Here is a 12,340-nt window from a genome sequence, read left to right as displayed (position 1 = left end):
TTGCCGAACTCTTTTATAGTACAGGAATGACTTCTTCCAATCTCATGCCACGGGAAGCTTTGACTAGAACCACATCATTAGGCTCTGCCACTGCAGCTAGTTTTTTCTTCAAGTCTTCTTTGTCCATATAAGAGCACACACGCGCGTCTCCAAATGCTTTTTTTGCTCCTTCAGCAATGAATGCACCTAGACGTCCATACGTTAAAACATGGTCGATAAAATCAGGCTTGATGTACTGACCTAATTCATAATGATATGTTTCTTCTTCGCTACCCATCTCCAACATATCTCCGAGTACTAGAATACGATTTGCAAAGCCGTCCATATCCCCTACAAGGTCAATCGCCGCTTTCATGGATGTAGGACTCGCATTGTACGCATCGTTTATCACCGTAATTCCTTGATCTGTTTTAAAAAGCTCAAGACGCATCCCTGTCAATTTCGTTTGCATCAGTCCTTGGGCTATATGTCTTTCAGTCAGCCCAAAGTGCTCGCCAATGGCAATAGCGGCAAGCGCATTCTTCACATTATGTTTCCCTAATACAGGAATGAGAAACGCCTGGGCATATCCTTCCACTTGAAATTTAGTTCCTTCTGCAAGCTGGTTGATGTGAGTTACCTTGATATCACAGTCCTCTGCTTCTCCAAAAGTCTTTACTTTGTGTGTCAGTGTATTCGCTCTTTCGCGAAGCAGGGGCTCATCTCCTAAGTAATAAAAGATGCCATCCTCTTTTAACCCTTTTGTGATCTCACATTTTGCATCTGCGATGGCTTCTCTTGATCCTAGGTCTTGCATATGAGATTCTCCAATATTGGTGATAACCGCTGCATTAGGTTCAGCAAGATTTGATAAAAACTCGATCTCTCCTTTTGCACTCATGCCCATCTCCAAAACAGCGATTTCTGTTCCTTCGGGCATCGCAAGAATAGTGAGAGGAAGGCCGATGTGATTATTAAAATTGCCAACTGTTTTATGGGCTTGATATGCAGTTTGTAATACAGAATGAATCATGTCTTTCGTTGTTGTTTTCCCATTACTTCCTGTAATACCTACAACACGAGGATTTTCCTCTATTAAGTAGGATTTAGACAGTTGTTGAAGTGCAGTCAGTGTATCCTCTACAAGAATGACTGGAACACCTTCGGGTGGATTGGTTTCTTTTTGATTCCAAAGAACAGCTGCGGCCCCAAGCTCCACTGCTTTTGAAGCAAATGTATGACCGTTAAAATGTTCTCCAATAAGCGGGATAAACAGTGCGCCTTTTGAGACTTGTCTTGTATCTGTGGTGACTCCGTGAATCTGCTCTTCCCCAAAAGCTTGATTAGATAATGTTCCACCAGCCATTTGGGAGATTTGTTTCACTGTACGTTTGATCATGATTTTTCGCCTCTCTTTCTTATTACACGTTTGAAGGAAAAGAGACACTACCTGTTGGATAGTGTCTGCTTGTTGCTCTGATTAAAAAGTTGTTTTAATGGTTTGTTTTTCTTGATGGCGTTCAACGGCAAGTGACACCAGCTTTTCAATCAACTCAGGATACTCTACACCAGTATGTTTCCAAAGGAGCGGGAACATACTGAATGGTGTGAATCCAGGCATTGTATTCACTTCATTAATTAGCACTGTACCTTCCTCTGTGAGGAAAAAGTCTGCACGCACAAGACCAGATCCATCAATGGCTTTAAATGCTTTAATCGCCATATCTTGAATCGTCTTGTATTCATCCTCTGAAACACTCGCAGGAATGATCAAATCTGTATCGCCATCTTCATATTTTGCTTTGTAATCATAAAAATCTGTTTTAGGTGCAATTTCACCAACAACAGAGCATTTCGGATCATCATTTCCTAATACACCAATTTCGATTTCTCTTCCAATGACGCCTTCTTCCACGACAACACGACGATCATATTGAAAGGCTAAATCAAATGCGGCCTGAAGCTCTTCTGTGCTGCGACATTTAGTAATCCCAACACTTGATCCCATGTTGGCAGGTTTCACAAAGCAAGGGTAGCCAAGTACTTGTGCCACCTGCTCTAAGCTGTCTGATTTTGTTTTCTCATAGTCTTTTTTATTGAAGGAAAGGTGTTTTGCTTGTGCAAGACCTGCTTGAGCAAAAACATCTTTCATCATGACTTTATCCATACCTGCAGCAGAAGCGAGAACGCCGTTGCCGACATACGGGATATTTAATAGTTCAAGTAATCCTTGCATTGTTCCATCTTCACCATTTGGGCCGTGCAGTAATGGAAAGACGACATCAATCTTCTCATCTGCTGATGAAGGCTGTGGAAACATGCTCTCATTTAATGAAGTTGGTAAAAACGTCTTTGCATTTTGTTCAAATTGAAGCATTTTGACGTTTGAGACTGGTTCAGTGAGTTTTTCTCCTCTTAGCCATTCGCCCTCTTCTGTAATATAAATTGGATGTATATCAAACTTCTCAGTATTCAGTGCTTTTGTAACTGCAAGGGCTGTTTGCAGTGATACATTATGTTCGGCTGACTTTCCGCCGTAAACCAATCCTAAACTTATTTTCAATGGATACTCCCCCCACTAAAATTCATCTTTACTATCTTATCACTTTCAAGTGAAAATGCTCTAATTAATTTTTTGTTGTCATGGAATCGAAGTGATTTGTAAAGGTTGTCAGCCCCCCAAGCTTTGTATGTCAATTGCCTTTATTTTATATTAAAATGACATTGAAAAGGAGTTGTGACAAATTGAAAAAAATCACAAGTACTAAACAATTCAATGAAATCATTCAATCAGACAAAGAAGTCCTCATTAAATTCTTTGCGACATGGTGTCCTGATTGTACGAGAATGGACATGTTCATTCCAGACATTATAGAGTTTTATGCTCAGTATGAATGGGTTGAGATAAACAAGGATGACTTCCCTGAATTAGCGGAAACGTATCAGGTGATGGGTATTCCAAGCCTGTTAATTTTCAAAAATGGTGAAAAAACAGCGCACTTACACAGTGCGAATGCAAAATCACCTGAAGAAGTGACAGAGTTTCTTCAAAAACACGTTTCATAATTGGTTGAATGAAGGACATCAGCAAACTCTTGCTGGTGTTTTTTTCATCTCTTCTTCTAGGTCCTCTATAATCAAATCTCTACATAAGACGATATGTGAGGCCAAAACGTTTCAACGAAAAAAGAATGTTTTATCTGATTTCACGACAAGAATTGACAGCGAATTATTTCCTGGGAAAGAATTTATCGTCGATATGGAAGTGAATATGTCAGTTGTTTGAATTTTCTAAATCGAATCTTTACTTCTGACATTTGACTTTGTATAATGGAGTCGCTAATTGAAAATGATTATTAATTTCATCCGAGTGAAATTATTATAGATACCCATTCTGATAAAGGAGCGATGATTCACATGTCTAAAAAAAAATCAAAACATACCAGCAATTGATTGAGGAAAACAAGAAGACGATCCTGCGTGATCCTAAAATGATGGAGAGTATATATGAAACCATCGACAAAAAGCATCAGAAGCAGCTTGCGGCTACTGGACGTGAATCATAAACACAAAGTAGCCAGGCATTTGTCTGCCTCAACCGTGAAAAGCCGATAAAATCTGCTATTCCATTTTATCGGCTTTTGTTTTAATGTGATTTCGCTACACGGTCTTGCTTCATTCCTAAGTAAATGAGCATATACGTAAGATAACCCATTGTCATCGTTAAACCACCGAAGAAAAATTGAGAAAACACAGGCTCCTCAAATGTTGTGACCGCAGCAAGAATGATCCAGCTCACATATAAATAGACCATGAACCATTTCAAATTTCTTTTAAGTGTATAGAGAAAGAAAAGACCGGCTAATGAAAAGATCCCTAGCGCTAGTCTGAAATAAACAAGATGATCAAATTGGAAGGCAAAAGACACGAACGAAAACGACAGCAGCAACAAAATTGGTAAAGCTGTAATGAAATTTTTCAAGATAGTGCCACCTCCATGACTCCTCCTATTATAAAACAAAATCAGCCGTTTATCGTGATATCCAGACTGATTTTCACAAAGTTGCCACGAATTTTTCTTGTTATTTTACTTAATTTTCACACATTTACGTCACGCTTCCAAAAAAGGAACCAAGCAGTGCCAACAAAGAATACAAAATGTGCTCCTACAATCAATAGAGATAACATAGGACTCATTCCATTAAAGGGTGGCGGTCCTTGGAAGCTGTATTGCCAGAAATCCGTATTAGCAAAAAGCAGGATTTTCCCCCACTGAATTTCTAAGAGTGACATGATGGGTACGATCGATTTAGCCGCATACAACACAAAAAATGAAGTGACGAGTGCGATCATGCTGTTCCTAAACAAACTAGAACACATCAACGCAAAGCTGGCCATCATGATTACTTCCACCCACTGAGATCCGATGACTGCAAACGTAAGGAGGAATAACCGTTCAGTTCCTGCATCAAATTCAGTACCAAAAAAAATAAGACCAAAAAGAAAGGATAACACATAATAATAAAGAAACAGGTATGTGACTGTCAGCACAAGTGTTATGTATTTTGACAGGAAAATATGCAGTCTTGTCTTTGGCCGGATCAATAAAAACAAAATCGTTCTTTTTTGAAACTCTGTTGAGATCAGTGTTGCCCCAATAACGACAGCAAGTACTTGTAAAATAAGCACCACATTCGTGGAGTAGGCAAAATAGTTCGCGACAGTGTCCTGTCCACCAAGATTGGATATGACTCGTTTCATCACTAAAACCATCGTCATTTGAAAGACAACGATCAATCCAAGTGCAATGAGTGTGATTTTTTGTCTCATGATTTTTCTATGCTCATTCTTGATGAGTTGAAGCATCTGCTGTCCCGCCTTCCGTCCATTTCATAAAGGCCTCTTCAATTGATCGTTTTTGAGGCGTCATTTCAAGTACATCAAACCCTGCCAACACAAGCTGTTTGTTAAGCTCTGGCACACGGTCTTTGTTCAGTTGAAGCATCACACGCTGCCCATTTTGTTCATATGTATATCCATGTTCATCGAGCCATGAAGCTGCCTTTTCTACAGGTTGAATATTCATCAACACCTGCTCCTGTCCACCAATGCCCCGAAGATTTACATCGGCTTTGATCTGTCCTTTTTGAATAATGATCATGCGGTCACATAACTCCTCTACCTCGTGCAATAGATGTGTGGCAAATAATACAGAAGTCCCTTCTTCTTGTACGAGCGTTTGCAAATGCTCACGAAATTCCTTCATTCCTGAGGGATCAAGTCCATTTAGCGGTTCATCTAATATAAGCAGGTTTGGTTGATGTAAAATAGCTTGTGCAATCCCAAGCTTTTGTTTCATCCCTAATGAATACGTCTTGACCTTCTGATGAATGGCGTTCTCCAGTCGAAGTCTTTCCACCACTTCACAAATGCGCTTCTCGGATATCCCATCATGCATGACCGCATACAACTCAAGGTTTTCAAATCCTGTTAAATACGAATAAAATTCAGGGTTTTCTATGATAGCACCAATAGATGCCATCGATTTTTGACATTCATCATCTTGAGAATATCCATTGATCATGATCCGGCCTTTGTTTTTTTTCATCAAGCCAACAATTAATTTAATCAAGGTCGTTTTCCCCGACCCATTCGGTCCGAGTAAACCGACAATCTCCCCTTGGCCAATTTCCATAGAAATATCTTGCAAAATCATATGCCGACCAATTTCTTTATCGACTTTCTCTACTTTTAGAACAGCAGACTGCAAAGTGATTCCTCCTTCTGATGTAAAGCCTATGACGGCAGTTAAGGCCGCTCATTCTGTTAAGAGTATATCACGCAAGACAAGGAGCTCCATGAAAAAAAGGCTGACCTAGTCAGCCCTTCTTGCCTATTACATCGATAGGTTAGGTGATGATGATGTGTCCTTCTCATGTTTCTTCTCGGTCTCAGAAACAATGACGGCACATGCTGCGTCACCTGTAATATTGACAACGGTTCTTGCCATATCTAATAAGCGGTCTATACCAAGGATGAGCGCAATGCCTTCAACAGGAAGCCCCACAGAATCCAATACCATTGCGAGCATAATCAAACCAACCCCAGGCACACCTGCTGTCCCAATACTTGCTAATACGGCAGTTAAAACAACTGTTACCATTTGCAAGAGCGTCAATTCAACACCAAATACTTGTGCAATAAAGATCGTTGCGACTCCTTGCATAATTGCCGTTCCATCCATATTGATCGTGGCCCCTAATGGCTGCACAAAGCTAGAAATAGGCTCTGGTACTTTAAGCTTCTTCTGAGCTGTTTCCATTGAAACCGGAAGAACTGCACTACTGCTTGACGTACTAAATGCCACGACCATCGCAGGTGAAAAATCTTTAAAGAATGTAAAAGGATTTCGTTTTGCAAATAAAGCCAAAGTTGAACCATATGTGAGAAAGAAATGGACAAATAGCGCTACTAGAACCACTGAAAAGTACAGTCCCATGGCTTTAATTGCATTAAGACCTTGGCTCCCAATAGCAGTTACTATTAAGCCAAAAGTTCCGTATGGGGCAAATTTCATGACAACTCCCACAAGGTACATCATGAGTTCATTGCCTTGATTTAATATTTTTAGTAACCCCTCTGTTTTTTTACCTAATACTGCAATACCTAGACCTAAGAATACACAGAACACAATAATTTGTAACATATTTCCTTCAACTAGAGATTGGACTGGATTTGATGGAATGATGTTTAATAATGTGTCAACCGTAGATGGTGCTTCTTGAGGTTCGTATTCTGCCCCCTTTGTATCGAATGTACCAAAAGAACCAGGTTTAATTAATAATGCTAAAGACATTGCAATGATAATAGCGAACGTTGTTGTAAGTAGGAAATATAAGATGCTTTTCGCGCCGATTCGACCAAGCTTTTTCGGATCACCAAGCCCTGCCACGCCAAGTGTGATGGAAAAGAACACGATTGGCACAACTAACATTTTAATTAGATTTAAAAAGATTTGACCTAGAGGTGTGAATAGATAAGGATCTAACACTTTGAATACATTTGGAGCAAAAATGTTAAGCAAAAGTCCCGTGATTGCACCTACAATAAGGGCAATAATAATTTTTGTAGACAGCTTCATAAAATCTCCCCTTCCTCGTCAAAAAGACCCACGAGGAGAGTTTTCTCGTGGGCCTGCGTGTCCTTACATGTACCACCGTTTTTACTCTCTTCACGCTGATGAGGTTAGCTGACGGGTTAGGACGAAGAGATGTCCTTTTTTCTATTCATAGAAAAATTCACCCCCAAATAGTGGGTCCCCCATTCCTTTAGAAGGATTAAGCGTGTGGTTATTATGATATATTCATACTATTTATACCTTATTTTTTGAAAATTGTAAAGGTTCAAATAGACTTTTTAACTACTTTCCTCCTTGTTTGTGACCTCCAAAATATCTAGGATAAACACAAAAATTGGAATACCAATAATGAGCCCCCAAATGCCAATATAGTGTTCAGAAAAAATGAGCACAATAAACGTAAAGAAAATAGGGAGTTCTGTTTTAGCTGACATGAGCTTTGGATTTAAGAAATAGGCTTCAATTGCATGGATGATCACGATTACTAGCACAATATAAATAACGTATATTCCGCCTCCAAGTGTGTACGCAATAATGCTCAACGGAATGAGAGAGATGACCACACCTGCTACAGGAATTAAGCCTAGCAAGAAGACCATCACGGCTAATCCAAATAACTGCGGGAATCCCATAATCCCAAGAGCAATTGTCGTTAACACACAGTTAACAGTTGCAATAATAAACTGTGCTTCGAGTACCTTTCCAAACGTTCTGGAGAATTTACGTCCAAAGAAGGCAATTTCATGATAGAACACGGAGATTTTACTCGTTTTGAATTTTTTCATAAATTGAATGAGGCGTTCCTTTTCAAACAGGAAGAACATGCTTAATATTAAGGACATTATGACCTGGATACTGAACGTGCTGAAATCGGTTAAGTATGCATAGAGGAAATTAAACCCTTTCTCAAAGAAAGCTGATATTTTGAAATCTCCGAATACGTTGGTGATGACGTCAAAGAAGGGTAAATCTTGTGGATGATCTGCAATTTTCTTCCCTAAATGAAATAGCTGCTCCACCTGTTTGGCGATGATTGGCACAAAAACAAATCCGCCAAACGTCAATCCACCAGCGAGAAGAATGTACAAAATGGTAATGACCGATTTCTGTCCTATTTTAAGGAATCGATTTAAAAAGCCTCTAATAACCCCCTCTAACCGATTCATCAAAAAGGTAAATATGAAGGTCAGGAGAATTAAATTCATCATTCCTCTTAATAGATATAATACTGTGGCTAATACTACAAATACTGAAAACCGCTTAATACCGGGTTTTTCGAACAATTTTAAAAATGCCGCCATTACGTTACACACCTGCCAGGACTAAAGTCTATTTTTCATCGTATCTGATATACATTATATCGGATCTTTCTGTAAATTATATAACAAATGGTCAATGAGGTCTTACGAATCGTACTATTTTTATGTAGCTTTCATGTTTTTTCTTTTCATCACAAGAAAAAACCGAACCCCATGTAGAACATAAGGTTTCGGTTTTTGGTTATTTATACTATACAGCCTGCTTGATATTCCGCATTTCCTGAAGCGCTGTTTTGCTTTTTGCTTCGTCAAATTCACCTTCACTTTTCGCTACAACAATTGTTGCAATTCCATTTCCAATCAAATTTGTAATAGCTCTTCCTTCACTCATGAATCGGTCAACTCCTAGCAGCAGTGCAAGCCCTTCAAGCGGAATCACCTGAAGCGCAGCAAGTGTAGATGCCAGCACGATAAATCCGCTTCCTGTCACCCCAGCTGCTCCCTTTGATGTGAGCATAAGAACAAGGATAATGGTGATCTGTTGACCGATTGACAAATCAACACCAAACACTTGCGCTAAGAAGACCACGGCCATTGATAAGTATATAGAGGTTCCATCTAAGTTAAAGGAATAACCTGTTGGAATGACAAGACCCACAACTGACTTAGAGCATCCATAACGTTCCATTTTATCCATCATTCTTGGCAGCACTGATTCGGAAGAACTTGTACCAAGAACAATTAAAATTTCATCTTTGATAAAACGTAGATAACCGAACAGGCTAAAGCCATACATTTTACAAATGATATTCAGTACGACGAAGATGAACAGGAACATGGTCAAATAAACTGAGAGCATCAGACTCGCCAGCGGTTTAATCGAAGCCAAACCAAAGTGTCCGATCGTATAGGCCATTGCCCCAAATGCACCTAATGGCGCTGCACGCATGATATAGCCAATGATTTTGAAAAAAACAAGTGATAGCTTATCAAGCCATTCGATGATTCCTTTCCCCTTCTCCCCAAGTGAAGCAAGCGCAACACCAAATAAAATAGAGAAAAATAAGACCTGTAAAATATCGCCCTTCGCAAAGGCATCTACCATGTTAGATGGCACAATGTGTGTGACAAACTCCATCCAGTCAATACCCTGTCCTCCATTTTGGATATACTGTGAGACATCCCCTTTTTCAAGCTTACTATAGTCAAGACCTGCTCCCGGCTTCATGATATTGACAACAAAAAGGCCGATGACAAGTGCAAGTGTTGTGACGACTTCAAAATAAATAAATGCTTTCCCCCCAACTTTCCCCACCTTTTTCATATCACCCATCTTGGCAATACCAAGAACAATGGTTAAGAAAATAATTGGAGCAATGACCATTTTGACTGCATTAATAAATGTGTCACCAAGCGGTTTCATTTCCTTCCCGACGTTTGGCCAGACCATCCCAACAATGATCCCGATGATAACCGCTGCAATCACCTGGAATGTCAGGTTATTAAAAAGCCTCTTCATAAAAAATCCACTCCCTCACCCTTTGATGTAAACGCTTAACTATTATCTGAAGATAAATGATAGCGATTTCATTAAAGGCTGTGAAGCTTATGAACATATCGTACATTTTGGTCTTTTTGGTCTCTTAGTCAGAATGTTTGATATATTTATTCACAGGCCGTCCTACCCCGCCATATTGCATATCTAATTTCAACTCGCCTTCTTTTACAAGAAAGTCTAAATAGCGGCGGGCCGTGACACGAGCGATACCAAGTGCATTGGCTACTTCTTCTGCGGATTGCGCTCCTTCTTGTAAACTCATATATGCTTTAACTTCGTTCATCGTATGCACATTCAGCCCCTTAGGGAGCCACGTATCTTCCTGCTTAACGGCGGGCTTTCTTATGATATCGTCCAGCATCTCCTGAGAGAATTCGGCTGCAGTACGAATTTTCGATTTAAACGCTTTATAGCTTTCAAGAGATTCTTTCATTCGTCTAAATTTGAACGGTTTGATGATATAATCTCGCGCACCATTTTGAAGCATAACACCAATTGTCTCTTTATCCTTCGCTGCAGAAATCACGATCACATCCACCTTCATCTTTTGCTTTCTAATGTCTTGCAACGTTTTGACTCCATCTTTCTTTGGCATATAGACATCAAGTACAACAAGGTCTGGGCGAATGTCTTTGATGAGCTGGATGCCCTGTTCTCCATTCCCTGTTACAGCCACTACTTGAAAGCCAGGAATACTCATAATGAACTCTTTATTGACCTCTTGCACCATTGGATCATCTTCAATTAATAGCACCTTAATCTGAGTCATCTGTCTCTCTCCTCTATGATCATTGGGAATTCGATTGAGAAGGTGGTACCAATGCCGATGCTTGATGTGACTTCTACATTTCCCATCCCTTTGTCGATAATCGTTTTTACAATATACAGGCCATAGCCTGTTCCGTTTTCTTTGCCGTGTGTGAAGCCTTTATCGAAAATATGAGGAATCATTTTCTCTTCTATTCCCAAGCCATGATCCTCAATCAAAATGGCAAGAACATCCTCCGTTTGATCAATACTAATGGAAATCAGCTTTGTTTCTCTTTCTACAGAATCAAACGAAGCAAAGGCATTTTCAATAAGATTACCAAGAAGCTTCGTCATATCATGCTGATCTAGACGCTCTGGAAAGCAACGCAGACAGCTATTTTCATCTACCTCCACTTTTATGCCTAGCTCCTTGCCCCTTCTCATCTTGCTCATCAAGAGGCCTGCGACTGCATCGTGCTGAATGACCCGGTGAAGAAAGTCCGTGACATGTTCCTGTTCTTCAGTCGTTTGAAACGCAAGGTCGAGTGCCTGATCGGCTTTACCAAGCTGAATCAGCCCCGCAATGGTATGCAGCTTATTCATATGCTCGTGATTCTGCACCCGCAGGCCGTCAACGAAGTTCTTGACCCCAGTTAGTTCCTCCGCCAATTTGGCAGCCTCTGTCCGGTCTTGAAAAATCGCGACTGCTCCGATGATCTTCTTTTTCATCACAATTGGAATCCGGCTGCTCATAATCCGCTTTCCGCTCATATGAATTTCTTCATTGTAGACTGGTTCTGCTCGATCAATAATTTCAGGGAGTCTAGTATCTGACAACACATCCCAAATATTTCGTCCCACTACATCACCTGTCACCACAAAAATTTGCTTCGCCTTTTCATTGAAGATTGTAATCATATGCTGATTATCGATGGCGATGACCCCTTCATTAATAGAGTGAAAGGTGGCGGTGCGTTCCTCTAGCATCCTGACAATCTCATGCGGCTCAAGCTTAAACATTTGCTGCTTTATATGGCGGGCAAGCAAAAATGAACCCACAAGTCCAAAGCTGAGCGTCAGCAGGAGGAGCATGAGAATATCCTGCTTCATTTCTCCTAATATATCTACCATGCTTGGCAGCGTTCTTCCGACAAGTACAACCCCTGTTTGGTTAAATTTTTCATCCTTCACTGGATAAAAAGCTCTAATGGCTGTCCCAAGCTCTCCCTCTGCTTCTGAGAAATAAATATGCTCTGCAAAAGCCGGCTCTTCATCTGTCCCCTCTGAGCGCTGACCAATTCTTTCCTTCACTGGATGCGTTAATCTCATATGATCCATATCCATGACAACAATATAGTCAGCGTCTTGAATAATACGAATCTCTTCAATCGCATGCTGTAATCGAGAACGTTCCTTTGTCTGATCGGCTAACGCCTGCTTCACCTCATTCATCTCAGCCACTGTTCTCGCTGTGTTCATGAGTCTTTTTCTCAGCTCTCGTTCCTCCGTTTGTTGAATTCCCCCGACAAGGACAATTCCTCCGATTAAAAGGGCGAAAATGACAACAAAATATGTCAAGATGGTGAGTTTCCACCTAATAGATAATTGTTGTAATTTTAAGCGATTTCTTATCATTTTTTCACCTGTATCTTTACG

Annotated in this window: 12 protein-coding genes and 1 riboswitch; of the genes, 2 read left to right on the top strand and 10 right to left on the bottom strand. The window is 40.2% G+C overall.

Features of this window, described 5'->3' with window-relative positions:
* Positions 1 to 13: 13 nt before the first annotated feature.
* Both LC033_RS02060 and LC033_RS02055 read right to left on the bottom strand, forming a co-directional pair.
* A complete protein-coding gene (locus LC033_RS02060; protein WP_226566624.1) occupies positions 14 to 1,378 on the bottom strand; it encodes a UDP-N-acetylmuramoyl-tripeptide--D-alanyl-D-alanine ligase in 1,365 nt (454 codons plus the stop codon).
* A gap of 81 nt (positions 1,379 to 1,459) precedes the next feature.
* The gene (locus LC033_RS02055; protein ID WP_226566623.1) at positions 1,460 to 2,542 is read right to left on the bottom strand and encodes a D-alanine--D-alanine ligase; all 1,083 of its coding nucleotides are present in this window, start codon (positions 2,540 to 2,542) and stop codon (positions 1,460 to 1,462) included.
* Positions 2,543 to 2,724: 182 nt separating this feature from the next.
* On the opposite strand from LC033_RS02055, the gene LC033_RS02050 reads away from it, so the two are divergent.
* A complete protein-coding gene (locus tag LC033_RS02050; RefSeq protein WP_226566622.1) occupies positions 2,725 to 3,045 on the top strand; it encodes a thioredoxin family protein in 321 nt (106 codons plus the stop codon).
* 365 nt (positions 3,046 to 3,410) lie between these two features.
* Positions 3,411 to 3,545: a Fur-regulated basic protein FbpB gene (gene fbpB / locus LC033_RS02045; RefSeq protein WP_226566664.1), complete on the top strand. Its 135-nt coding sequence runs from the start codon at positions 3,411 to 3,413 to the stop codon at positions 3,543 to 3,545.
* Positions 3,546 to 3,625: 80 nt separating this feature from the next.
* Here fbpB and LC033_RS02040 read toward each other — a convergent pair whose 3' ends face one another.
* The 8 genes from LC033_RS02040 to LC033_RS02005 form a co-directional block, all read right to left on the bottom strand.
* On the bottom strand, positions 3,626 to 3,961 hold the full coding sequence (locus tag LC033_RS02040) for a hypothetical protein (protein ID WP_226566621.1): 336 nt from the start codon (positions 3,959 to 3,961) through the stop codon (positions 3,626 to 3,628).
* A 116-nt stretch (positions 3,962 to 4,077) separates the two neighbouring features.
* Complete coding sequence (locus LC033_RS02035) at positions 4,078 to 4,845, bottom strand: ABC transporter permease (RefSeq protein WP_226566620.1); 768 nt, start codon at positions 4,843 to 4,845, stop codon at positions 4,078 to 4,080.
* Positions 4,823 to 5,749 (bottom strand): ABC transporter ATP-binding protein, encoded by a 927-nt coding sequence (locus LC033_RS02030; RefSeq protein ID WP_226566619.1) that lies wholly within the window; start codon positions 5,747 to 5,749, stop codon positions 4,823 to 4,825. The genes LC033_RS02035 and LC033_RS02030 overlap by 23 nt, the downstream gene beginning before the upstream one ends.
* 126 nt (positions 5,750 to 5,875) lie before the next feature.
* Positions 5,876 to 7,120: a dicarboxylate/amino acid:cation symporter gene (locus LC033_RS02025; protein WP_226566618.1), complete on the bottom strand. Its 1,245-nt coding sequence runs from the start codon at positions 7,118 to 7,120 to the stop codon at positions 5,876 to 5,878.
* Between the two features lie 79 nt (positions 7,121 to 7,199).
* Positions 7,200 to 7,333: riboswitch (cyclic di-AMP (ydaO/yuaA leader) on the bottom strand.
* Between the two features lie 62 nt (positions 7,334 to 7,395).
* Positions 7,396 to 8,418: an AI-2E family transporter gene (locus tag LC033_RS02020; RefSeq protein ID WP_226566617.1), complete on the bottom strand. Its 1,023-nt coding sequence runs from the start codon at positions 8,416 to 8,418 to the stop codon at positions 7,396 to 7,398.
* Positions 8,419 to 8,626: 208 nt separating this feature from the next.
* Positions 8,627 to 9,895 (bottom strand): C4-dicarboxylate transporter DctP, encoded by a 1,269-nt coding sequence (gene dctP / locus LC033_RS02015; protein WP_226566616.1) that lies wholly within the window; start codon positions 9,893 to 9,895, stop codon positions 8,627 to 8,629.
* Between the two features lie 124 nt (positions 9,896 to 10,019).
* Positions 10,020 to 10,703 (bottom strand): response regulator, encoded by a 684-nt coding sequence (locus LC033_RS02010; protein WP_226566615.1) that lies wholly within the window; start codon positions 10,701 to 10,703, stop codon positions 10,020 to 10,022.
* Complete coding sequence (locus tag LC033_RS02005; protein ID WP_226566614.1) at positions 10,700 to 12,319, bottom strand: ATP-binding protein; 1,620 nt, start codon at positions 12,317 to 12,319, stop codon at positions 10,700 to 10,702. Before LC033_RS02005 ends, LC033_RS02010 begins: the two co-directional genes overlap by 4 nt.
* Positions 12,320 to 12,340: the final 21 nt, after the last annotated feature.

The organism is Bacillus stratosphericus (genome assembly GCF_020524495.1).
Classification (GTDB): domain Bacteria; phylum Bacillota; class Bacilli; order Bacillales; family Bacillaceae; genus Bacillus; species Bacillus stratosphericus_B.
The sequence above is the reverse complement of the archived record's forward strand: the minus strand, read 5'-3'. Positions and strand labels throughout refer to the sequence as shown.